Consider the following 25,177-nt stretch of genomic DNA (forward strand, 5'->3'; position numbering starts at 1 on the left):
TTTTTTTTAGTTGGTTATCTTCTTTTCAAGCTCTTCAATTTTTGCTTGTTGAGCTTCTAGTTTCTTGTTCTGATCAATAAGGTAGAGCGTAATTTCTTCGATTTTTTGAAGCAGTTTGATGTTCATCTCGCCGAGTTCAAGGCCACCTTTAACCATATCATTTGCAGAAGCGATTTCGGGAAGATGTTTGTTTTCCTTAATAAAGCTTTCGGTCTGTTCTAATGACCTTAGGTCATAAGAATCTTCAAAAACAAAATCAGCACCTGCATTCACGGTGACCTTCACTTCCCTGGAGTGCACATCGCCAGCGACCGTCAATTTGGAATCTGGAGTTGATGTTCCTATTCCTATGTCGCCATTTGTATTGATAGTCATTGCATCAATACCAATTTGGTTCTGGAAGGCATTGTTTTGAAAAACACGAAATTTCAAGTTGTGCGACCAGCCATATTGAGAGGCCTCTGAAATAATTTTGGCTCCCTCTAGATTATTAACCGTGATATTGTTGCTCATGTTATAAAATTCAATAGCTGATCCCCAGTTGGCCGCCTGATTTTCAGCTACAGTATTTCTTAGTCGCAATACTACTTGAGTAGACACTGATCCATTTTGATAATTCCCTATGTCAAGTTTGGATGTCACTAGAGTTCCTACATCTAAACTTCCCGATATTCCAACGTTTCCGTTTTCTTTAATAATCAATGCATCGGTGGCAATTTGATTTTGGAATCCATTGTTTTGGAAGACTCTGAATTTCAAATTATGAGACCATCCATATTGAGAGGCCTCTGAGATGATCTTGGCTCCTTTCAGATTGGCATTGGTTATGTTGTTACTCATATTGTAGAATTCTATAGCCGACCCCCAGTTGGCTCCCTGATTTTGTGCTACGGTATTTCTCAGTCTTAGGACTACTTCATTTGAAATAGAGCCATTCACAAAATTACCTACATCAAGTCTGGAGGCTGGTGTTCCTCCTATTCCAATATTGTCGGTCGTGGTTGAATTTGTTCCGTTGTCTTGCCATTGGGAGTAAACAGATATGCTGAGCAAAAGAACCAGGCCAGTCAGTGATAGTTTTTTCATGTGTTTATTTTTATATAAAAAAGTACTCAAATATAACCGATCATTGGACGATATAAATGGTGAATACTATTTCTGTTTAACAGCAGAAATTTTATCAAATGGAGTGGCTGTAAGCGGAGGTTTACAAGAAGAACTTGTCCAAATATGCCTGAAAGGCATCTTTGTATTGATCGCTGATTGGGATATAGATATTTTCGTCGAAGATAATTCTTGACTTTTCGACCGTAGTAATTTTAGAAAGATTCACTATAAAAGAGCGATGCACGCGCATGAATTGATCCTTGGGTAGATGCTCTTCGATCTTCTTCATGCTCATCAGAGACATAAGTGGTTTTCCATGAGTCAGATGAATGCGCACATATTCGCGCATGCCTTCTATGTATTTGATGTCTGCAAAATTGACCCGAATGACTTTGTATTCTGACTTGATAAAAAGGAAGTCATCATTGCTTGTAGTTTCGATGGGTTTAACTTGCTGACTGTCAAACCAAGTTTTGGCCTTATTGGCGGATTTCAAAAAATCAGGGTAGCCGATAGGTTTTAGCAGGTAGTCCAGTGCATCTACCTTGAATCCCTCAATGGCATACTCTTCGTATGCGGTAGTGAAAATTACTTTTGGTGGGTTTCGTAGCGATTTCACAAACTCCATCCCATTGAGATCGGGCATATTGATGTCGGTAAAGATCAAATCGATCGGTTGGCTATCCAGAAATTCAAGTGCTTCCAGAGCATTGTCAAATGAATCAACCAATTCCAAAAACGGCGTTTTTTTGATGTAAGATTCTATTTGACTCAAAGCCAACGGTTCATCTTCTATGGCGATACATTGGATCATACGGGTATGCTCATCTTTACCTTAAATTTATCTTCACTTTCGTCAATTGCCAATTCATAATTGGACTGATAAAGTAGATTGAGGCGGTCATGTATGTTTTTCAAGCCGATGCCATGGCTTGCCTCAGTTCCTTTTTTATGATTGCTGTTCATAATCTCAAACTTCAGATTTTCGCCTTCCAATTTCATTGAAATATGAATGAATGAAGCGGATTTGTAGCTCACACCATATTTGAAGGCATTTTCTATTAATGAAGTAAATAGAAGAGGAGGTATTTGGATGTCAGGAATGTCAGATGGATAATCCGCCTTCAATTCCAGTTTGTCATTGTACCTAATGCCCATGAGCTCCACATAGTTCTTTTGAAAAATTATCTCATCCCTAAGCTGAATTTTACCCGAATCCGGTTCCAGGAGCATGGCTCTCATGAGCTTAGACAACTTGATAATGGCTTCTTGTGCTTCTTTTGGATTGACTTCAATCAGCGCATGTACATTGTTCAGCGTATTCATGAAAAAATGAGGACTGACCTGATTCTTGAGAATAGAAAGTCTGTTTTTGATATTCTCTTTTTCCAACTGATTGTGATCGTATTCGGTTTTCACCAGTCGGAAAGAGGAGCGATAACCGGTATCGATCAGAAGAATCAAAATAGAAATCACAATGGCATTCGTGACAGGTGGAAAAGGACTCCGCCTTCCTTTATTACCCTTGGGTCCGGGCGGACGAGTCCGATCAAAAGATTCTGGCAAAGGTGGTCTGTCGTGCATCTCATGTGGAGGTCTGGATTCAAGGAGGCCAGGAGGTGGCACCAAGTGACCTTTTTTTTGTCCGGGATATATGATTTTTAGTAGTCCAATTGAACAAATCAAGAGGAGACTGGCCAGAATAAATTGAACTCTCTTTTTCTTGAAGAAGAGGGTTGGAATCAGTACGAAATGATTGAGTAACAATAAGAACAGAAAGGGCATCATGTCCTTCCATCGGTCAATGGTCTTGTCCCATTCAAGGTCACCTTCAGGCCGTAGAATCAAGGGGCTAATAAGCACAAAAGTGCAAACTCCCAGAAGAATGAATGTTTCCATTCTTTGCATTCTTCTTACTTCCGGGTTTTTTCTTTTTCGTTTGGTCATTTAAGTAGGAGTGTTATTCAAACATAAGTCATATCAGAATGTGTCGATAATGATTTATGTAATAAAATAAGGTTAATGTCATAACAGGATTGATTGGCAACCGGGATAAATAGCAGGTACTCCATATAGAAGTACCTGCCCCCAACCTCAACCTATTCTAAATAGTTAATCACCGCCTCATACCGCTGTTCGACATGAGACTTTAAGCTGCTGACTCCGCTGGAGAAGCTTGAGGATTCTTGTGAAGCATAGCTTGTAATTAGCGATTCATAAGCGCTATACAAGGCTTGTATCTTTGTAGGTTCGAAGGCTCCGTTGACAAATTCGCTTAAGTAGGCCTTGTATTGACTTTCATATTCTTCGACATCCATGGTGTATCTTATGATGGGCCAACTATTCGTCACTTCACTCATGGACAAGCTCAACGCACCACCCATTTTTCCCTCTTGCATGCTTTCATTGTTGTCCCAGGGGATCCAGATGAGTTTACCTCCTTCATTGTATAAGAAGTAATTGTGCGTCATATTGCCATACGTGTCCCAGTTTTGGATCACGTTGTTAGCTGCCAGATATTTGAGATACTGATCAATATTGAGAATGCCTTCCAAATCGCTCTTCCACTGCTCAGCGTCGGAGGTTCGAACATCGCTATGCAGGACATTGTACAGCCCTTCTACATCAGAATAGTCGGATTCGTCTTCGTTGGTTTTAAGGTCCATCTCAGCATCGTTGTAAGTTCCGAAAGCGAATGAGGCACCCGTACCATCAGGTTTATATAGGTTGCCATCACCATCTGCAAACTGAGTTTCCGGAAGTGTGTCGTCTACCTCTTCCACGAGCGTATAAAGCCCTATATATTCAGAACCGTTTCCACGATCGAGGTAGACCGCACAAAAAGCGGTGTGTGCAGCAGGGACTCCGAATGATCTGAATATATCTGCAGCCACCTTTTCTCTCATGAATGAATTGTCATCATAGTTGCTTCCCAAATTGAGCTGCTTGAATCCATAAAATCGCTGGTTTTCAATGGCGGGATAGACTTCTTCGAATTCGTCAAAGTCTAGTTTGAATGGATATTTGTCTGTGCCGGACCGATAGGCATTCTGCAGGGTAGAGTTGCCTTTGTACCTAATGCCTACTTTGTACCATTCCCGGTCATCAAATTCTATTTGACCAGGTACCCAGACAGGGGTAAAATCTATATCTGCACCGCCACCACCCGGGCCTCCTGAAGAACCGAGGTTTTCATCCAGGTCATTTTGCATGAGTGCCCAGTTTACTTCGTCAATGGTAATGTCTATTCGTAATACTTCATTGTCTGGAAATACCACTTCGTAGTCGAGAGAGGCATCTTTGCCGTGGGTACTTTCTGTCCAGTCAGGTGTTTCAATGTTGATATCGCCAAAGTTAATATCTGAACTGTCGTAATCGCTCGATACATCATCCTCTAGCTCGCTGTCTCTGCAAGAGCTTGCACCTGAGAGTAGAAAGATCAATAGGATATACTTAAAGGTTTCCATGCGCTTAAAATTTTAGTTTGTAATTGATACCTATGATGTGTTTGTTTTTGTACTGATGCAGATAGTAGTCCAGCTTGTAGCTGAGACCTATATAGTTGTTCTTTTTTAGCTTGTAGTCTGCCCCCAGGCTATACCTCATTTTAGTAAATCCATCATCGGATAGTTCTTGAAAGGCCTCAGCTGCAACATAGGGAGTGAGTCTGTTTTTGGGGATATCATAGGCCACTAAAGCTTTGTATCTGAGGTATTTATTATTGGGGTCTTCGTCGAAATCAGTAATTGTCGAATACCGGAGTCTCAGTTCAGGTTCGAAATTGCCAAATTTGGTTTTGCCTTTCACATCGAAAGCCATCCGGTGCGAATATTCTATGTGGTCACTTTTCTGGTCCGCTGTAAATCGGTAAGTGGCAGTGGTGTTGAGGTACTTGTTGATTTTATATTTTACACCTGTTTCCATTAGGTATTTATCTACTTCCAGTGAGTTGAGCCTGATTTCAGGATTGATAAAAAGATGCCAACCTGCACCCAATTTCTTTTGCAGTTTGAAAGAATACCAGGAGGCAAATTCGTTTTCTGTATTCCCGGTATCCTGAGCCTGGGATGCGATGGCAACAAAAAGAGCCATGACCAGCATACGGATTCTTAGATTGTGTCTTGTAGGCTTCATGATTATTTGGTTTTAGGAGTTGTTTCCCGGTCGTAGTAGACAGTCAATTGCGCCACATCGCGGAGGAAGTCGATTTCCAGGATGTCATAAGAATTGATCGAAAGACCTGTTCTGTCTCTTAGATCTTTTAATAACAATGCTTCATTGTCCGAGTGGATATTTGCGATGTTTTCATAAAGGACTGGGAGCGACTGCTGATTGTTGATGATTAGTGCCTTATCAATGCCCCAAAGGCTAAGGACAATTATTGTGTTGATGAAGGATAATCCCATGATGCCAATGTTGGCATTGACCAATGCGTTGACCACGGACATACCGATGACCACAAAGAGAAAGGACATTTCTTTGATCGGAATAGCGTCTGTTCGGTATCTGATAATACCGAATATGGCGAACAATCCTAACGCAAACCCTAACTCCAATTTTACATTGGAAAGTAAAAAGCAGAGCAGGAAAACGGTCATACCAATGGCGAAATAGCTGAAATAAAAATCGGTGCTGTTTTTGTTTCTCTTGTGAATGAGCCATATGAGCAGAACCAACGCGCCTAGATTGATTAGCAATCGAACAATCAACAACTCAAAGTCATAATCCATGGTAGTGGTGTTTTGCAGCTGTCCGATTAGGCCTTGCCAAGCATCAAATGAGAAATCTGTGTTTTTGTTCATGGTTTTTTGTTACAATGGGATTGGGTGTTCAGTTTTTTGATAGATCTCAGTCTTTTCTTGAATCTGTTGGCCTTCAGGTCGGGGTTCAGTGCGATTCTTCCCATGCAGTACTTGCTGAAAGCAACAGGTTTAATTCCAAGGCGAGCAAGAGCTAATCTCATCTGTGAGTTTTTATTGCACCTGCTGTTTTTGATTTCAATGATAGCTACCTGGTCAAGCCGATGAGACCTGGATTGATATTGATAAGCGATGTCGGTGTCTATCGTGCATCGTTCGTTCCATTCAATGTTGACCAGTGTGATCCTTTTGAATTGATTAGTGAGCTTCTGTACAAGTGACGTTGGATTAAATTTTGTGTGCGTTTTGATGTACGCATTTTCAAGTCTTGAAAATTGAGAGTCTTCCGTGGTAGCCACTCTTATTTTATGGGTTCTGCCCTTGTTGTTTTTTGTTTTGATCTCTAAGAAAGATTGTCCTGTGTGATAAGATCTTTTGCGAATTTTTAGCCGATTCAATTGACCGTTGTGATGCGCCAGGTACATGATATCATCTGGTGTATCAAAGTAAATGTTGTTATATGTTATTCGACTGTTGCCATTTATCTCCAGCGCCATGTAAAAGGGACGTAAGTAGTCCGTTAGCCTGGTCAACTGACTTGTAGATAGGAGATATTTGGTGTCCACCCGATTCATCAGAGCTACTTGATTGAGTTGGTCCAGATTTATTTTTCTGAAATCCGTGATTGGAGTCTCCTCTTCCAGGTGGGCTCTGTGATATGTCGGTTGTGTCAATAGCATGATGAAACAAGGTTAGTGAAGGAGCGTAGCTATTAAAAAAGCGATCTACGAATCGGGAGATTTCATCAACGAATGGTGAGATTGGGTCTAACAGACATTAGCGCAGCGCATATAAAAAAACCTCGGTTGGAAAACCGAGGTTTACATTAAACTGGATAATTGAACTACTTGTCTTTGTTTGGCGGTCTTTCTCCACCCTTTCCTTTAGGCCTTTTACTTTTCATAAAGGTTTTAAATTCGTCTTCTTTATCCTCACCGATCTCTGCAGTGACTTGTTCGATAAACTCTTTTCTAAGTCCTTCCATGGTCTCTCTGGTTTTTTGCTTGGTTGCTTTCGCCTCTTCAAAGTGGGTGCTGAATAAAGAAGAAACATTTTTCTTCTGCTCATCCGTCAATTCAAGCTGTAGAGACAATTCCTCTACCATCTTTTCAATTTGTGCTGCATCTGGAAATTTGTGCGGACGTTGTCTTTGCTGGGACTGCGAACAACCTATGGAGGCTGTGGCAATCGTAATTAGTATTATACCGATGTACTTCATGATTTTTTATTTTTTGTTAAAGCATAAACTATTATAGATTCAAACCTAGAGGAGCCTTTTCTGATTGGAAAATCAAATCAACGTATGAGGTAATTTTATCAACGAAAAGGGTACGAGGTACGAGTTAGGTAGGCAGAAATGCATGGTATCCTTATCTGGAGAGCGATTAGTCAATGGCTGACATTACCTATTTAAAGATAATCTTGAGCATAGCTTGCCTGAGTTAAATTAATTATCTTGTCATATTCAACCGGACGTATTACAACATGAAAAACCTACTTGCCAGCTCTTTTTGTAGCCAATTCTTAATCGTACTATTGCTTACAAGCTGTATCCTCGATGAAGACAATTCAGCACCAAATATTGAAGATCAGACCTTCTCGATAGCTGAAACAAGTGAATCCGGTGCCTTGGTCGGAACCATCATGGCAATGGACGATGATGGAGACGAGCTCATTTTTACCATCCTGTCGGGAAACACTAACTCTGTATTTGTATTAGATCCTGTGTCAGGAGAATTGACAGTAAGTGTTGCGGGTGAATTGAGCGTCGCCATTTTGCCCAGCTATAGTTTGAATGTACAAGTCACTGATGGAACAGACACATCGAATGCTACAATCACCATAAATGTGACAGAGCAAGGAGGAGGAGGTGAACAACCAACCCCAACGTCTGAGTCATTTGAATCGGCCGAAGAAGTGAGAGAGGGACTAGTTGAAGGCTACGCCCTCTTTAGGAATTTTGTTGAATATCATTATCTATTTGATGCGGTTTATGCCAATACAAATTCCGCTCCTTCGGGTGATTGGGATGCAGTACATGGACATACTTTGACATCTACTAATGATAAAGTATTGAAGCTGTGGGAAGACGCTTATGACCTCATATTTTTGGCCAATAACGTCTATAATTCAGCTCAGGATTTACTGTCAGGCGACGAGTTGAATGAAGTGCAAGGGCAAGCTCTGGTGATGAGGGCTTATGCTTATCACATCATTTTTATATGGTTTGAAAATGCACCGGTAGAAGAAGAATTTCCTGAATCGGAACCAGAGTTTGTGACCAGAGGAGAGATTTTGGATCTAGCCATAGCCTATTTGGATGAGGCAGAGACACTCTTGCCTGCCAGTTGGACAGGAGAAGATGTAGGTAATTTTAGTCAAGATTTGGCTAAAGCACTCAAAACTAGAATCTATCAATTACAACTTTCGATTCAATCAGGTAGCTACGCCAATGTAATGGCTACCGCTGGAAGTTTGATCTCAGGTGCAAATTATACACTAAGCAACTCCAGCGATAATTTTACCGCTTCGGATGCAGAAATCATTGGTGGATTTGATATATCGAGTGGGACATCCTTCGAGAGTGTATTCCCAAAAGGAGATTATGTCCCAATTTCAAGATATAGTGAAACGCTATTGCTAAATGCTGAAGCCATGGTCAACACAGGTAGTCTGATTGATGCATTGAATGTAGTTAATGATCTGAGACTAAGAGATGAACTCAGTGAAGTGATGTCGGCTACCAGCCAAGAGTTAATTGAATTCATCATTGAACTCTATCAGACTGAGATGGTATTTGAAGGTTTGGATTTCTTTGTATTGAAGCGTTTCGAATTGGCCGAAAATGACCTGAGTATAGAAGCTCACAGACTTCTTCTTCCCATACCGCAGGAGGTAATAGACAATAATCCAAATGCTTTTCAAAACCCGGGGTACTAATTATTGTAGGATACATGTTTGGGTTCCGTTAGGAAAGTACACAGTGATTATTCTTTTCCCGAACGCCTGTTTTTTAGGTGATTAATAATTCAAGCTGTGTAGACAATGCCTCTACCTTCTTTTCAATTTGTTCCGCATCAAAATATTTGTGAGGAGGTTGTTTTTGCTGCGACTATGATAATCGTAATTGGTATCGTGTGCTACCTGTATAGGCAGCTGATAATTATAGATTTGCTCTAAAATTATCAAGTTCAAATAGTATTTTATCCAACTTCAGGCTTGTACGCTCCGGAATCTTTCTGTTCTGATATATTGGTTTTTATTTCCAACCAAAAACCTAACAGAAAATGAAAGTTCTTTACAAGATTGGCCTTGTAATAATGATGGGAATTCTGTCATTATCTACAAAGGCACAAGACGAATTGCCAGCCAAATGTTCCACTCCTTCGAGAGAAGTATTCTACGAAAGTCACCCCGATGCGCAGGTGGAAGCTGATGAACTGGAGGAGATGACGCGAAAATTTATTAAGAGAAAACAGTCTCTCAGCAATCAAAGAATCGCAGCAGATTTCAACAACCCGCAGTACGTTGTGCCAGTGGTATTCCATGTCTTTGGTACTGACTTCGCAGGCAAGACTGTAGATGATGCTTTAGTGAAAGATGCATTGCTAAAAACCAATGAGGATTTCCATGGGCTCAACAATGACTTTAATGATGTATCCAATCCCTTTAGATCTCTTCGCTCAACCTTGGACATTAAGTTCCGCTTAGCGGAAGTAGACCCAAATGGAAACCCGACGACCGGGATCAACTATTACAACGTGCGCACCGGTTTCGGTCGTGACTACGATAAGGATGACGAGATCAGAGAGTTTGCCTGGGACAACTACAAGTATATGAATGTCTACATTTTGCTAGACCTGAAAAATGACATACTCAACAGATCAGGGGTAGCCTGGTATCCCAGCAAAACAGATTCGGATAACGGTGTAGCTCGCGTGGTATTTAACGGCAGATATTTGGGAACCAATAGCGATGAAAACTTCAGAAGAATACTCACTCATGAGTTTGGACATTATTTGAACCTTGCTCACACCTTTGATGGAGGCTGCTCCGGAACGGGAGACAATGTTGACGATACACCCGCCACAACTTCTAACGCAGGTAGTTGTATCGTAACCACAGAAAAATGCGCAGGAGCAGGTATCCCCAACTCAGAAAACTTCATGGATTATACTGAGTGTTACAGGATGTTTACTCACGGACAGGTGACCAGAATGCAGGCCGCCTTACAACATGAAACAAGACACCCGCTGTGGCAAACCGCCAATCACGCTGAGGTGTTTGCACAATCGCCATCCGGGCCTAAACTATTTTACGATTTCACCACTTTTACTGAAAACTTCGAAAATCAAGGCGCAATGGGTACTCAGAGAGATGTGGCTATAAGATTGGAAAATGGACCTACATTTTCTACTATCGGGACCTTATCCACCTCTTCCTATACGGTTGAAAACCTACCTGCCGGATTGAGTATGGAGGTAATAAGCAGTACGACAACGGCCGCAGTCGTTCGTCTTACCGGAGCTGCAACTTCACATGCAAGTGCTAATAGTATCAGAAACCTGAAGTTGACCTTTAACAACGCTGCATTTACCGGCTTCAATGCATCCAGTATTTTGGGTAGTAGTCGACCGGATCTGAGAATTGAGTTCAAAGACCCCTATATCAGTAAATATTTGACTTCAGACAGACTCATACAGGTCGGTATTGATGGTGATAATTTTGAATCATTTGATGTCAATCCCGGTCAATCCCGACCTAGATATGAGTTTTCTATAGACAATGAAAGAATAATGATGGGGTTTGACGCAGGTGTTAAGCACATCGCAGTGACCGCCAATAGCGAAGTAGCTTTGTTGGCAGAAGGTACCACCATCGGAAGTAATTTAAACTGGAATCACGATGACAGAGATCAGGTTTTACTCAATGATACTTACCAGACATGGAAAGGACAAAGGGGATTTATAGGACTTCGCATTGAGAGAGAAGGATTACCTGGATTATACTATTATGGTTGGGCAAGAGTGGATGTGTCCACAGATGGCAAAGTACTTCGGTTTATCGATTACTACACGCACGAAGACCCCGATGCTGTAGTAAAAGCAGGAGAGTCCGATGTGCCCCTCATGGCATTATCCCGACCTACGCTTTTCGAAGACCAGTCAAACAATGGGCAGGTTTCCGAAACTATAGATGTTATTTTGGAAGGCTCAGCTTCATTTACTTCTCAAAATCTACAAGAGGGTACCCACTTTACCGTAGGCAACCTGCCTGATGGGCTAACGGCATCCATTCAAAAAACAAATGGCCAATTGGCAAAATTGGTTTTGTCTGGAACGGCAACCAGCCATGTACGGGGAGACGGAGCGCTGGTTGAGCTTAAGTTTTTGGACGCTGCTTTCACCGTAGAGCCCGGAAACAAACAAGAGTTTGATGTACAGGTTCGGTTCTTTGATCCTTACAAAATCACTTATATCGACACGCAAGGCCTTTTACCCTGGATCAATGCCCAAAACAACAATCAATGGGTTTTTATCGATACTGATTTTGATTTTGGCGACAACTTCAGGTATTCGATTTCTCACTATACATCTAATGCTGATGGCAATGATTACGTGACGTTAAATGCCAGGGGAAAAGGGTTTACCATGGATGCCACTACGCACCATCCTGAAAACCTACAATCGGGGAGCCAGGTAAGTGCCTCTAGCAGCTTTGTTTCTACGGCATGGGGTGTCAACAATGGACCATTGTTTGCAGGACCCGGAGTCCCATGGAATGGCACAAACGGCTATACGGGTCTGCGTTTTCGTGACAGAGCTGGAAGATTGCACTATGGCTGGGTGAGAATGGAAGCGAATGCCAGTGGAACAGAAGCAAGAATGCTAGCTATTGCGTATAACACACAGCCAGATGCAGCTATTACAGTTGGGCAGACTGTAGATGCCCCATGCTATGCAGGCGGTATTTTGACTGACAAGATCGATGATTATTCCACCTCCATTGGGAATTTCAAATTCGAACATTTTTCTCAAAAATCTGACTTTCCTCAAAACTATACTGACTTCACCAGCAAAGAAATAAAGGTAAGGCCCGGGGTTAACATGTTTACCGCAGAGGCGGGGGGAAGCTTGACTTCAAGTAAGAACATTTTAGGCATGTGGATCGATCTTAATAATGACAATGATTTTGAAGATTCAGGTGAGCAACTTCATATGTCGGCTCCATTCGATGATGGTACAAATGTTTCGGGAGAAGTGACCTTACCAAACGTCAATGGTACTTATACCTTAAGGGTAACCGTAAAGAATGAAACCGAACAAGATCAGGCTCAGCCTTCGCCATGCGATTTTTTCCTTCATGGAGAAGTAGAGGATTATACGATAAATATTTCTCCTACCAATCCATTGCACCCAGTTGCTGATTTCGAAATGCCCTCTACTATTTCTGCTAAAGGTTTGGCTACCATTACTGACAAATCTTTGAAAGAGCCGGAGACCTGGAGTTGGCAATTTCCAGGCGGTTCGCCTGCAACCTCTAGTGTACAACAGCCGCCGGGAATTTATTATGAAAATACCGGCATGTACGAAGTTACTCTAACCGTGACCAAAGGAGGAATCAGCAATACTTTGACTAAAACCCTTATCGTCGAGGCACATCCAACCGCCTATTGTGAAGTTTCCAGAAGAGGTTCTTACCCTAGTAGAGGAGACATTACAAAAGTCGTTTTAGGAGATATCAACAATACCACAGCGACAGGAAGTACGACAGGATATTCCGATTTTAAAAGCCAAAGCACGACACTAACGGAAGGTCAAACGTACCCCTTTGAAATTACAACCTACAGAGACATAACCTCTACCGATGCCGGAACCAATCTAATTATCTGGATGGATTGGAACAGAAACAATGAATTTACACTTGATGAAAAAGTCTATGAAAGAAGGTCATTGGAAAACGATCCCGAGACGATGGTGATCAGTGGTAATATCACAGTTCCTACCATTTATTCTGCTGGAGCAAGTGTGATGAGAGTGATTCGTTACTATTCATTTGATAGTGAAGACAGGCCTGTTTGTGGTGAAATTGCAGAAGCAGATGCAGAGGATTATACCATCAACTTGGTAAGTAGCGGAGCGCAACCTCCGGTAGCTGATTTTCAGGCAAACGTGACAGCGGTGCAGGAGGGAGGATCTGTTTCCTTTACCGATACCTCTACAGGAAACCCTACTTCGTGGTCGTGGACTTTCACCGGAGGCACACCTGCATCTTCTACAGATCAGAACCCCGTGATTCTCTACGGTGCAGAAGGCACTTACGAAGTAAGTTTGACGGCTACGAACGCCGGAGGAAGTCATACTGAAACGAAAACCGGATACATTTCCGTAACTACACAAACGGGCCCTACTTATTGTGAATCTGCGGGAACAAGAGTTCAATATGAGTGGATAGCCGGCGTGCAAGTTGGTAGTTTCAATAATACTTCCGCTGGACAATTGTATTCCGACTTCACGGCTCAAACTGTTGAAATTAAACGAGGAGAGGGAAATGTGCTGACCCTGACTCCGGGTTATTCAGGTTCGGCATATGATGAATATTTCAAAGTCTGGATTGATTATAACAAAGACGGTGATTTTGAAGATGCTGGTGAACTGGCATTTGATGCAGGTTCTGCCTCCAATGCCGCTGTAACCGGGACCATTACACCAGCTGCATCGGTGGCTTTGGGAACTACCAGGATGCGGGTTTCTATGAAATATAATGCAGGCCCAAGCTCGTGTGGAAGTGTAGGCGATGGAGAAGTAGAAGACTATACAGCCAATATTACAGGGACTACGACACCTCCGGTGAATTATTGTGAGTCGGCAGGTAGCAGAGTACAGTACGAATGGATTGCGGGAGTACAAGTCGGCACTTTTAGCCATACTTCTACGGGCCAACTATATTCTGACTTTACTGGTCAAACGATCAGTTTGCAAAGTGGAGTGTCTCATGCCATTACCTTGACTCCAGGCTATTCAGGAACAGCCTATGACGAATATTTCAGAGTTTGGATTGACTACAACAAAGACGGAGATTTCGAAGATGCCGGAGAGCTGGTTTTTGATGCAGGTTCGGCTTCCAGTGCGCCTGTAAATGGAACGATCACACCGGCAACTTCCGTGCCGACAGGAACCACCAGAATGAGGGTTTCCATGAAATACAATGCTGCACCGAGTGCTTGTGGAAGCGTAGGTGACGGTGAAGTGGAGGATTATACGGTCGACATAACTAACAATGGATCTGCTAGAAACTTGGTCGGTGATACAGAAAGGAACGCTTTCTCACAAAACAACCTGACTACCCTCTATCCTAATCCGGCGAGCAGTACGCTAAATGTGCAGTTCAATAACCTATCTATAATGGATGGAACGAACGTAGTTATCACCATTTACGATGTCAGCGGCAAAATAGTCCAGGGACTAAACAGTCGGGTCAGCATGACAAGTGCGCAGTTTGATATTGAGAAGCTTCAAACCGGAGCCTACTTCATTAATATTCAAAATGAACATGCGGTGGAGCGTAAAACCTTTATTAAAGAGTGATGTCGGAATAGCGACTCAAAAGTAAACCCCAGAGACCCTAGTTGTAATCATACAGCTAGGGTCTTTTATTTTGATTTAATCCATCAGTTGTCGCACTGCACTGGATCGTTGATTTATACACAAAAACATTTTTTTCCCTTTTTATAGGGAAATGCGTACATGGCTTTCCTTTTCAAATACAAGAGGGATAGAAGGCACCGTCTGTATTCCTTTCACTATTAAGCTATGAGTCCAATTTTTACATCTAACATATTAAGCGGGTATGTGCTATTCATTAACCAGCATATAGGTGGTATTCATTTACAATCACAATCCACGTTATTTACTATCCTGATATTATTCTTCTCTTTTTTCAACTTCGATGCCATTGCTCAAAGTGAGGCTGATCGAGCACGCATAATTGAAAAAAACAACCAAGAGGCACTCAATAAAATTATTGAGACCGAAAATGAAAAATATGAAGCTGATCTTAAAGAGGCAAGGAGAAGAGGAATTCCTGAGGTTATCATTGATCAAAATGGTCAAATAGGAAGCTTCCATTCATTACTTCCTGACGGCAGCCCTACTTACAATTTTGATGATGCTACAATTAATATGGAAAGCAGGTCTTTTCAATTACCAGCCAAATTGAGGAAAAAGCAGGTGAAGAAATCCAGATACCCGGAAACTGTGACCGACAACCGAAACCTGAAAGGCTCCTTGTATGCCATTAGGGACGGCGGTCAACCTATTTACTATTTCCAAGAAATGGAAGTAGAATCCGATACTAAAAAAAGCAAATAATAAACATCTAAAGTCAGAAGAGTGAATACAATTTAAAGCAAGTATAAATATTTTTTTAACCCCTAAACCCCTACTACCTATGAACTGCAAAAAGCCTGCGTGATTCACACGTGAGCATCATTTAGCTATTGCTTTGCCAATGGTAGAGCCACTTCAAAACCGGCGTACAAAAATCGCCAAAACTTGATTTCAACTTAAGTTATTACCAAACCATTTGTATTAATGATCAATACTAACAAAAAGAACTATGAGATTTTTTTTAACCAAAATATTATTTAAACAAGGGCTACTAGTTGGCCTTACATTGTTGCTAGCCAGTGATTTATTGGCTCAGGATGCACAAGATCGAGCATATATAATGCAAAAGACGAATCAAGGTGCCTTGATGGGAATCCGTGCAAGAGGACTTCAAAAACAACAAAATAACTTGCAGACATTATCCAGACAACGTGTTCAGATGCAAGTTGTTAATGCACGTGGACAATTAGGTGTCTTTTATGATTTTGATGAAAACGGCAACCCGGTTTATGCATTCGATGACAACGTCGATGCAGCGGCTTCGGGTCGAACAGACAGGATATGGACCGGCGGAAGCTCCGGATTAGATCTTACCGGAGCTGGTATTGAAATTGGCGTCTGGGAAAGTGGCTATGCCCGGACTACCCATCAAGAGTTTGCGGGAAGAGCCTCAAACGGTGGGGACGGAGGTTCAGATACGAGTCACGGCACACATACTGGAGGCACCTTGATCGCTTCCGGGGTAAACCCTTCGGCAAGAGGTATGGCCTCTGCCGCAACGATCAAAAACTACACGGCCACCAATATGATCTCCGAAGCAGCAGCATTTGCTGCAGCGGGAGGTATTCTAGCCAATAATTCCAACACACCCGGCGGTAGTGTCGGTACGTATGATACCAATGCGCGTGATATGGATAATGTAGTATACAATGCTCCATATTATTTCCATGGCAAGTCCGCAGGCAACGACGGAAATAACTATGGTTCAGTTTTGAAAACTACGCAATTGTCAAAGAACCTACTAGTTGTAGGCAATTGCAACGATGTGACAAATTATACCGGGCCATCATCGGTAACTATGTCCTCCAGCAGTTCTTATGGGCCGACCCCGGATTGGAGAATCAAGCCGGACATTACCAATAATGGAACTTCGGTGACTTCGTCTAACTCGGGAAGTAATACGGCCTATACTTCCAAAAGTGGAACTTCAATGTCAACACCTGCTACCATCGGAACGGTCGCCTTATTACAACAACATTATCATAATTTGAATACTGTTTATATGAGAGCCGCCACAGTGAAAGCTCTTCTTATAAATACGGCCGACGAAGCAGGAGCAAACCCGGGACCGGATTTTGCTAGTGGCTGGGGTCTGGTCAATGCGGAAAGAGCAGCCGAGGTTATTAGTAATAATGGAGTTAACTCTATTGTTGAGGAATTGACCCTGAACAATGGCGGGACCTATACCAGTACCATAATTAGTGACGGTTCAACCCCATTATCATTGTCCATAGCATGGACGGATCCAGCTGGTACGATTAGTTCATCCACAAATCCGGTCCTTGTAAATGATTTGGACGTACGTGTTACCGGCAATAGTAATACCTACAGTCCCTGGGCCATGATACCAAATGGCAGCTTCAATAACTATACTGATGCTGCGCAAAAGGGAGATAACTTTAGAGACAATGTAGAAAAAATAGATGCCGTGCTTGCCGCAGGTACATATACAGTCAGCGTAACTCATAAAGGAACGCTGACCAACGGCTCACAGGACTTTTCAATGATCATTAATGGAGTCGTTGTCAGCCTCGACAGTGAGGCCCCCACAGCGCCCACTGCACTTAATTCGTCTAACGTAACTGAAAACAGTGTAGACTTGTCCTGGACAGCATCCACTGATAATGTAGGTGTCGTGAGTTATGAAATATTCGAAGGCTCCACAAGCGTAGGCACGTCTACCACTACCAACTTTAGCGTAACTGGTCTCGCTCATAGTACAACTTTCAGTTTTACGGTGAATGCCAAAGATGCGGCAGGTAATACTTCGGGAGATAGCAATACGGTTAATGTAACTACACTAACACCTGTACCTGACACGCAGGCACCAACTATACCCACAGGGTTAAGTTCTTCCAATATTACACAGACCAGTGTAGATTTATCATGGACGGCCTCGACGGACAATGTAGGGGTCACCGGATATGATGTTTTAGAGGGGGCAACTGTTGTGGGATCTTCGACTTCTACCAATTTTACCGTCACCGGTTTATTGGCCAATACATCTCATAGTTATACTGTGAAAGCCAAAGATACAGCTGGAAATGTGTCAGGAAATAGTAGTGTAATAAACATTACCACTTTGGCTGTTCCGCCCTGTTCTGGTATCAGCAGTTTCCCTTACAGCGAGAGCTTTGATGGGAATACAGGTCTTTGGACGCAGGAAACCAGCGATGATCTCAATTGGTCATTTGATACCAATTCGACACCATCTAGCAATACGGGGCCATCAGCGCCAACTGACGGGTCGAGCTATATGTTTACCGAAGCCACCGGTAATGGGACAGGTTTTCCCAACAAAGTAGCTTTACTGACCAGCCCATGTGTAGACTTGAGCAGTTTGGGCAATGCCGAACTCAACTTCGACTATCACATGTATGGAGCTGCGATGGGTACTTTGGAAATCAGAGCCTCAACAGACGCGGGGACCAACTGGACAACGATCTGGAGCCAGACCGGCGACCAGGGCAACCAATGGCTTTCCCAAAGTGTGAGCTTATCGGCCTATAGCGGATCTGTGATCAACCTTCAGATCAGTGGTACGACAGGCAGCAATTTTACCAGTGATATGGCCATAGATAATCTTCAAATTGTTTCATTGATTGTCGATACGCAAGCGCCAAGTGTGCCTTCAGGTTTGGCTGCCTCAAACACTTCTGATACGGGAACGACACTTTCCTGGACAGCCTCTACAGACAATATAGAAGTGACTTCTTATGAGGTTTTCCAGGGTGGAACGAGTATTGGCACTTCGGCCACAACCAGTTTTAACGTGACTGGCCTCACTGCAGAAACTGCTTATAGTTTTGCAGTAAATGCGAGTGATGCTGCGGGCAATACTTCTGCCAACAGTGCAGCTTTGAGTGTAACCACGACAGCTGTTCCGCCCTGTTCTGGTATCAGCAGTTTCCCTTACAGCGAGAGCTTTGATGGGAATACAGGTCTTTGGACGCAGGAAACCAGCGATGATCTCAATTGGTCATTTGATACCAATTCGACACCATCTAGCAATACAGGGCCATCAGCGCCAACTGACGGGTCGAGCTATATGTTTACCGAAGCTTCAGGTAGTGGTAACGGATTTCCCAACAAAGTAGCTTTACTGACCAGCCCATGTGTAGACTTGAGCAGTTTAGGCAATGCTGAACTTAGTTTTGATTACCACATGTATGGAGCCGCAATGGGTACTTTGGAAATGAGAGCCTCTACAGATGGAGGAGCGAATTGGACAACGATCTGGAGCCAAACCGGAGATCAAGGCAACCAATGGTTTTCCCAAAGTGTTAGCCTGGCGGCCTACAGCGGCTCAGTCATCAACCTACAGATCAGCGGTACTACGGGAAGTGATTTTACCAGTGACATGGCCGTAGATAACCTGCAAATTGTTTCATTGATTGTTGACACAGATGCGCCAAGTGTCCCTACAGGTTTAACCGCCTCAAACACTTCTGATACGGGAACGACACTTTCCTGGACAGCCTCTACAGACAATGTTGGCGTGACCTCTTATAAGGTTTTCCAGGGAGGAACGAGTATTGGCACTTCGGCCACGACCAGTTTTAACGTGACTGGCCTCACTGCAGAAACTGCTTATAGTTTTACGGTAAATGCAAGCGATGCTGCTGGTAACACTTCTGCCAACAGTGCAGCTTTGAGTGTAACCACAACAGCTGTTCCGCCCTGTTCTGGTATCAGCAGTTTCCCTTACAGCGAGAGCTTTGATGGGAATACAGGTCTTTGGACGCAGGAAACCAGTGACGATCTCAATTGGTCATTTGATACCAATTCGACACCATCTAGCAATACGGGGCCATCAGCGCCAACTGATGGGTCGAGCTATATGTTTACTGAAGCCACCGGTAATGGGACAGGTTTTCCCAACAAAGTAGCTTTACTGACCAGCCCATGTGTAGACTTGAGCAGTTTGGGTAATGCTGAGCTTAATTTTGATTATCACATGTATGGAGCTGCAATGGGTACTTTGGAAATCAGAGCCTCAACAGACGGGGGGACCAACTGGACAACGATCTGGAGCCAGGCCGGCGACCAGGGCAACCAATGGCTTTCCCAAAGTGTGAGCTTATCGGCCTATAGCGGATCTGTGATCAACCTTCAAATCAGCGGTACTACAGGTAGCAACTTTACCAGTGATATGGCCATAGATAATCTTCAAATTGTTTCATTGATTGTAGATACACAAGCGCCAAGTGTGCCTACAGGTTTGGCTGCCTCAAACACTTCTGATACAGGAACGACACTTTCCTGGACAGCCTCTACAGACAATGTAGGCGTGACTTCTTATGAGGTTTTCCAGGGTGGAACGAGTATTGGGACCTCAGCTACTCCTAGTTTCAGTGTAACGGGTTTAACAGCCTCAACGACCTATAGTTTTGCCGTAAATGCGAGTGATGCTGCTGGTAATGCTTCCGCCAACAGTTCTTCATTGAATGTAACAACAAACGACCCCGCAACCACACCGGTCAACTTCAAAGTGGCCTTTATTGGTGATGCAGGTACCAGCGCAAATGCGGATGCCGTGCTCAACCTGATTTCAGCTGAAGGAGCGGATGCTGTAGTTCATGCCGGTGACATGACGTATAGCAGTAATCCTGGCGCTTTTGAAGCCAATATAAATGCGGTTTTAGGAGCTAACTTCCCATACTTTTGGTCAGCAGGAAACCATGATGATCATGTGTGGAGAGGTGCTGGAAATTTTCAGGAGCTAGGCGAAGCCAGAATGAATCGTTTGGGTATTCCCTGGACTGGTGACTTAGGAGTAGCTTCGACATTTACCTATCAGGGTATTTTCTTTGTGGCAGCAGCCCCTCAGGAATTGGGTCAGACGCAAACTTCAGCCGGAAACCACATAAAAAATTCACTTGCAGGGAACAACGCTGACTGGAGTATCGCTTATTGGCATAAAAACCAAACCCTCATGCAATTAGGAGGTAAGGGAAATGAGGCAGGATGGCCTGTTTATGAAGAGTCTAGAAAAGGTGGTGCCTTGATAGCCACGGGTCATGAACATTCTTATGCACGATCTCATGAAATGTCGGATATGCAGAATCAGGGAGTATCGACTACATCTAACACGGTAACGCTTAAAAAAGATAATCCGGCAACCACAGGTGTGGATGAAGGCAGGTCTTTTGCATTTGTTTCCGGACTGGGAGGTCAGGGTATTCGAGTTGCCACAAATAATAAACAAAACAACCCATGGTGGGCAAGTACTTATTACGATGGCAATGGAGGACAGTTTGCTGCCTTGTTTGGTGAATTCAACTACAACGGTGACGCAACCTTAGCTCACTTTTATTATAAGGATATTGATGGTGTTGTTGTAGATGACTTTTTTGTCAGAACAGAAGTTGAGTCCGGTAGTGCCAGTCTTAGAGGTTCTAATCCTGAAAATGAACAGAAAATTGATGTTAATGATGATAATACGGTTTCTGTTTATCCAAACCCTTTCAATGGAGCCTTTACAGTCAACTATGAGCCGGATTGGGTTGGAGGCAACTTACGCGTTCTAAGTTTGAATGGAGCTGTTATTTATCAAACCGAATTGATAAGCGAAAACAAGTTAACTGTAGCTGATTCTGAATTTAAAAGAGGCTTTTATCTGTTAGTCATAACGAAAGGAAACAGGACCTATCGTTCGAAAATTATTAAACAATAATTCTCATGTACAAGAAAGAGACTACATCAAAAGTATCTGCATAAGAAATGGGCAGGCTCCAATTATTGGAACCTGCCATTCCTATTCTCCTTTTGATGTAGTATCTCTTTTTTGAAATTAATTTCAACTTAACCAAACTTAATTAGTATGAATTTTAAGACAATTAGAATTGCTTCGATTGTGCTATTTGCATTTGCTTTTCAAACATGTAACGATGAGCAGAATGTAGAGCTAAACAACAGTGAAGTTTCTGATCAGGAACAATTACAAATCTCAGATCGATGGGGTTATGAGGATGAAAATGGCTATGAAACCAGAAATGCCAGGTTAGCGAGTCCACCTGTCCATTGGTCCTATGATGGAGCAACAGGCCCTGATTTTTGGTCCACTCTTTCTCCGGATTTTGTTTTATGCTCCGAAGGAAACCGTCAATCGCCAATTGACCTTTCGACAAACTCAGAGGATGAAGATGACGGAGATCAAATTGAATATCACTATTCAGTAGGACCTTTACTCATTGAAAACAATGGCCACACTATAGTTTTTAGCTCAACCCCACACCAGAATTATATCACTTTGGGTGGAACCCGCTACGATCTTGCCCAGTTCCACGGACATGCGTCAAGCGAGCATACGGTAGATGGTACATCTTTCCCATTGGAATTACATTTTGTACATGCAAATCCATTGGATAATTCAGATTTATTGGTCATTGGATTGTTAGTGGAACAAGGAAGTACGGCCACTAGTTTTACTGGCTTCTGGAACAATTTTCCAGCCCATGAAGGTGATGAAGTAGAAGTAAGTGACGTTAATATTTTCAGCCTTTTACCAACAGATAAATCCGTGTACAACTATTCAGGATCGCTGACCACACCTCCATGCTCAGAAGGTGTGAATTGGAATGTGCTGACTAGTACGATAGAAATGTCTGCTAGTCAGATCAGTTCTTTTTCAGTCATTTACGATCATAATTTTAGGCCTATTCAGGATCTTAATAACCGACCAGTAGTGATATTGGAAGGTGATGATGATGACAATTCATGAAAGTGACCAGGACGGAACTAGCCCGACTTTGTTATGTTAGAATCAACTGCTTTCTTGTGTCTCTATAGATAGCATTTTTCATGAAGCGGTCAAATTAACATAACAAGTGCTTAGTTGATATTGAGGTAATTCGAATCGAGGGGATATGATAAATGTTCAAAAAGGAAGACCGGCTGGAGCGTAAAACCTTCATCAAGGAATAAAATAGGATAGCCTACGTTTTAGATATTGAAGACCTATGTTGTACGTTGACAGCATAGGTTCTTTTTTTTAACTACATTTAGAATTGTTCTAAAACCAATCATATGTTTCGACATTATCTAAAAATAGCTCTTCGGAACCTCTCCCGTAACAAAGTATTCTCAATTATCAATATTCTTGGACTAGCCGTAGGTATGGGTGTTTGTCTGTTGATCTATCAATATATTCATTTTGAGTTGAGCTATGATGACTTTCATCAGAATACAGAGAATATCTATAGACTCACCCGAGAAGATCGTAGGGGAGGCGAAATTATCGATCGAGGCGTGAGTGTTTCCGAGCTTCTAGGGCCAGTGGCACTGGAAAGCATGCCTGAAATCAAGAAAATGGTTAGGGTGCACGATTCGTTTGAGGAATTGGTTTTTACTACCGTAGACAAGAGCAAGGTTTTCCAGGAGGCTAGGTATTGGTATGTAGATTCTAATTTCCTGGATGTTTTTGCTTATCCGGTCAAGTATGGAGATATGGAAACAGCGCTTTCAGAACCCCATCATATGATCATCACAGCAGAAGTAGCTGAGCGATATTTTGGTGATCAAAACCCTGTAGGAAATGAAATCGTGGTGCATGGCGGTAGGCTGAGTGGGACCTTCAGTATAAGTGCTGTCTTAGAGCAGCTGCCTGCCAACAGCCATTTTCAATTCGATTTTCTCATGCCGATGGATTTTTTAACAACGCACTGGCGAATGTATCGGGATGGGGATGGATGGGATTGGTACAATTTCGCCACGTATGTAGTACTCGAGGAGTCATCTAACTTACCAGATGTAGAAACGAAATTCGATGATCTAATTGTAAAGCACATTGGGGATGCACTTGCACCGAATGAGGAGTCGGTAAATATTCATCTTCAATCACTTACCGATATTCATCTCAAATCTGATTTTCCGGATGAATTGACGGAAAATATGGGGAATGAGCGACAGATCTATTTTTATTTAATGATTACAGTTTTTATCCTGATTATCGCTTGGGTAAATTATATCAACCTGTCTACCGCTCAGTCGCTGCGCAGAATAAAAGAAATTGGTGTCAGGAAATCAATTGGTGCATTCAAAAGGCAGCTTGTATGGCAATTTATGGTTGAAAGTTTGATGCATAATGTTATCGGAGCAGCCTTTGCCATCCTTTTTGCCTATTCATGTCTTCCTGTACTCAATGATCTTATTGGCTATCATTTGGAGCTAAGCTTGCTAACATCGATCTGGTTTTGGTGTGCCTATTCGCTCATCATTTTATTTGGTACTATGCTCGCCGGGGCCTATCCTGCATTCGTAGCATCTGGCTTTGAATCTATTGGCATGCTGGGGACAAAAAAAATGACTGCTGCAGGAAGTACGCATTTTCGTAAGGGACTCATTGCATTTCAGTTTCTGATCTCCATTTTACTGATCTCCGGCACCTACGTGGTGCACCGTCAAACCCAATTCATGATGCAGCAAGAACTTGGAGTAAATATGGAACAAATACTTGTCGTCAATGGACCCAGAGTGATTCTTGACAAAAAACAAGAAGACCAGCTTCCATTTTTTAAGACCTTTCGGAACAATCTTGTCGCCCATCATTCGGTTGTTGATGTTTCTGGTTCTAGTCATACACCTGGCCAGAGATTTAGTTGGGTTGGGGAGTTGAGGAAACTGGGAACTCCACGAGATGCATATACCAATGGTTATGTGGTATTCACCGATGCTCACTTTGCAGATACCTACGATTTGGAGTTTGTTTCTGGTACCGGCTATACAGCGGGCATGACATCATACGAGGATGGATTGATTATCAATGAATCTGCAGTAAGAGCCTTCGGATTAGAGTCACCAAATCAGGCATTGCGAGAAAAATTGATCGTTAGTATTGGAGATACATTACGAGTCTTAGCTGTGGTAAAGGATTTTCATTGGCAATCTCTTAAGGATAATCATTATCCAATGGTTTTTGCGTTGCATCAGTTTGATAATGCAGTATTCTCAGTCAAGTTAAATACTTCTGATTTTAGCGAAAGCATTGCACATATCGAATCCGCTTTCTATCAGGCATTTCCAAATGATCCCTTCACCTACTATTTCCTCGACGAATCTTTCAACCGCCAGTATCAAACCGACCTCCAGTTTGGAAACCTCTTTGCTGCCTTTTCTGGTTTAGCGATATTCATCGCTTGTTTAGGTCTTTTTGCTTTGGTATCATTTTCGGCAACTTTAAGAATGAAAGAAATCGGAATCAGAAAGGTACTCGGAGCCAGAGTCGTCCACTTAATGGGTTTATTATCTAAAGAGTATCTAGCGTTATTACTTTTGGCTAACGTGGTGGCTCTTCCTGCAGTCTGGTATTTGGGGAGGAGTTGGCTCGATAATTATGCTTTTAAGATCGATCTGGGTGTTGATCTGTTTCTTATTCCTGGATTATTGCTTTTGGCAATATCTATCCTGACGGTGAGTTATCAAACGTATGCTACGGCCAAAGCCAATCCAGTTGATGCCTTGCGGTCGGAGTGATTGCGTACT

The 25,177-nt window shown here is 42.6% G+C and carries 14 protein-coding genes; 6 read left to right on the forward strand and 8 right to left on the reverse strand.

The window, feature by feature from the left end; all coding sequences use genetic code 11:
- Positions 1-6: 6 nt before the first annotated feature.
- From ABJD64_RS00170 to ABJD64_RS00205, 8 genes are all read right to left on the reverse strand, one after another.
- Positions 7-1,086 carry a hypothetical protein gene (locus ABJD64_RS00170; RefSeq protein WP_348182016.1) on the reverse strand — a complete coding sequence of 360 codons (1,080 nt, stop codon included), beginning with the start codon at positions 1,084-1,086 and terminating at the stop codon, positions 7-9.
- 121 nt (positions 1,087-1,207) lie between these two features.
- On the reverse strand, positions 1,208-1,921 hold the full coding sequence (locus tag ABJD64_RS00175; protein WP_348182017.1) for a LytTR family DNA-binding domain-containing protein: 714 nt from the start codon (positions 1,919-1,921) through the stop codon (positions 1,208-1,210).
- The gene (locus ABJD64_RS00180; protein ID WP_348182018.1) at positions 1,918-3,054 is read right to left on the reverse strand and encodes a histidine kinase; all 1,137 of its coding nucleotides are present in this window, start codon (positions 3,052-3,054) and stop codon (positions 1,918-1,920) included. The genes ABJD64_RS00175 and ABJD64_RS00180 overlap by 4 nt, the downstream gene beginning before the upstream one ends.
- Positions 3,055-3,206: 152 nt before the next feature.
- Entirely contained in the window at positions 3,207-4,574 is a 1,368-nt protein-coding gene (locus tag ABJD64_RS00185; RefSeq protein WP_348182019.1) for a CotH kinase family protein, read from the reverse strand.
- Between the two features lie 4 nt (positions 4,575-4,578).
- Positions 4,579-5,241 carry a DUF2490 domain-containing protein gene (locus tag ABJD64_RS00190; protein ID WP_348182020.1) on the reverse strand — a complete coding sequence of 221 codons (663 nt, stop codon included), beginning with the start codon at positions 5,239-5,241 and terminating at the stop codon, positions 4,579-4,581.
- 2 nt (positions 5,242-5,243) lie between these two features.
- On the reverse strand, positions 5,244-5,909 hold the full coding sequence (locus ABJD64_RS00195) for a DUF4956 domain-containing protein (protein ID WP_348182021.1): 666 nt from the start codon (positions 5,907-5,909) through the stop codon (positions 5,244-5,246).
- Positions 5,906-6,706, reverse strand: a complete 801-nt coding sequence (locus ABJD64_RS00200; protein ID WP_348182022.1) for a polyphosphate polymerase domain-containing protein — start codon at positions 6,704-6,706, stop codon at positions 5,906-5,908. The genes ABJD64_RS00195 and ABJD64_RS00200 overlap by 4 nt, the downstream gene beginning before the upstream one ends.
- Before the next feature lie 164 nt (positions 6,707-6,870).
- Complete coding sequence (locus ABJD64_RS00205; protein ID WP_348182023.1) at positions 6,871-7,245, reverse strand: hypothetical protein; 375 nt, start codon at positions 7,243-7,245, stop codon at positions 6,871-6,873.
- Between the two features lie 266 nt (positions 7,246-7,511).
- Between ABJD64_RS00205 and ABJD64_RS00210 the strand changes: the two genes are divergently transcribed.
- The 6 genes from ABJD64_RS00210 (at position 7,512) to ABJD64_RS00235 (ending at position 25,168) form a co-directional block, all read left to right on the forward strand.
- Positions 7,512-8,966, forward strand: coding sequence for a RagB/SusD family nutrient uptake outer membrane protein (locus ABJD64_RS00210; protein ID WP_348182024.1), 1,455 nt, complete (start codon positions 7,512-7,514; stop codon positions 8,964-8,966).
- Positions 8,967-9,313: 347 nt separating this feature from the next.
- On the forward strand, positions 9,314-14,614 hold the full coding sequence (locus tag ABJD64_RS00215) for a GEVED domain-containing protein (protein ID WP_348182025.1): 5,301 nt from the start codon (positions 9,314-9,316) through the stop codon (positions 14,612-14,614).
- 225 nt (positions 14,615-14,839) lie between these two features.
- Complete coding sequence (locus tag ABJD64_RS00220; protein WP_348182026.1) at positions 14,840-15,397, forward strand: hypothetical protein; 558 nt, start codon at positions 14,840-14,842, stop codon at positions 15,395-15,397.
- 247 nt (positions 15,398-15,644) lie between these two features.
- Complete coding sequence (locus ABJD64_RS00225) at positions 15,645-21,371, forward strand: fibronectin type III domain-containing protein (protein WP_348182027.1); 5,727 nt, start codon at positions 15,645-15,647, stop codon at positions 21,369-21,371.
- A 147-nt stretch (positions 21,372-21,518) separates the two neighbouring features.
- On the forward strand, positions 21,519-22,418 hold the full coding sequence (locus tag ABJD64_RS00230; RefSeq protein WP_348182028.1) for a carbonic anhydrase family protein: 900 nt from the start codon (positions 21,519-21,521) through the stop codon (positions 22,416-22,418).
- Positions 22,419-22,723: 305 nt separating this feature from the next.
- Complete coding sequence (locus ABJD64_RS00235; RefSeq protein WP_348182029.1) at positions 22,724-25,168, forward strand: FtsX-like permease family protein; 2,445 nt, start codon at positions 22,724-22,726, stop codon at positions 25,166-25,168.
- Positions 25,169-25,177: the final 9 nt, after the last annotated feature.

It is taken from the genome of Reichenbachiella sp., assembly GCF_039944555.1.
Classification (GTDB): domain Bacteria; phylum Bacteroidota; class Bacteroidia; order Cytophagales; family Cyclobacteriaceae; genus Reichenbachiella.

Excerpts from the sequence above, each read along its gene's own strand:
- ABJD64_RS00180 (WP_348182018.1), bottom strand. The coding sequence starts at position 3,054 with ATGACCAAACGAAAAAGAAAAAACCCGGAAGTAAGAAGAATGCAAAGA.
- ABJD64_RS00220 (WP_348182026.1), top strand. The coding sequence starts at position 14,840 with ATGAGTCCAATTTTTACATCTAACATATTAAGCGGGTATGTGCTATTC.
- ABJD64_RS00175 (WP_348182017.1), bottom strand. The coding sequence starts at position 1,921 with ATGATCCAATGTATCGCCATAGAAGATGAACCGTTGGCTTTGAGTCAA.
- ABJD64_RS00235 (WP_348182029.1), top strand. The coding sequence starts at position 22,724 with ATGTTTCGACATTATCTAAAAATAGCTCTTCGGAACCTCTCCCGTAAC.
- ABJD64_RS00200 (WP_348182022.1), bottom strand. The coding sequence starts at position 6,706 with ATGCTATTGACACAACCGACATATCACAGAGCCCACCTGGAAGAGGAG.
- ABJD64_RS00170 (WP_348182016.1), bottom strand. The coding sequence starts at position 1,086 with ATGAAAAAACTATCACTGACTGGCCTGGTTCTTTTGCTCAGCATATCT.
- ABJD64_RS00215 (WP_348182025.1), top strand. The coding sequence starts at position 9,314 with ATGAAAGTTCTTTACAAGATTGGCCTTGTAATAATGATGGGAATTCTG.
- ABJD64_RS00205 (WP_348182023.1), bottom strand. The coding sequence starts at position 7,245 with ATGAAGTACATCGGTATAATACTAATTACGATTGCCACAGCCTCCATA.
- ABJD64_RS00195 (WP_348182021.1), bottom strand. The coding sequence starts at position 5,909 with ATGAACAAAAACACAGATTTCTCATTTGATGCTTGGCAAGGCCTAATC.
- ABJD64_RS00230 (WP_348182028.1), top strand. The coding sequence starts at position 21,519 with ATGAATTTTAAGACAATTAGAATTGCTTCGATTGTGCTATTTGCATTT.
- ABJD64_RS00190 (WP_348182020.1), bottom strand. The coding sequence starts at position 5,241 with ATGAAGCCTACAAGACACAATCTAAGAATCCGTATGCTGGTCATGGCT.
- ABJD64_RS00210 (WP_348182024.1), top strand. The coding sequence starts at position 7,512 with ATGAAAAACCTACTTGCCAGCTCTTTTTGTAGCCAATTCTTAATCGTA.
- ABJD64_RS00225 (WP_348182027.1), top strand. The coding sequence starts at position 15,645 with ATGAGATTTTTTTTAACCAAAATATTATTTAAACAAGGGCTACTAGTT.
- ABJD64_RS00185 (WP_348182019.1), bottom strand. The coding sequence starts at position 4,574 with ATGGAAACCTTTAAGTATATCCTATTGATCTTTCTACTCTCAGGTGCA.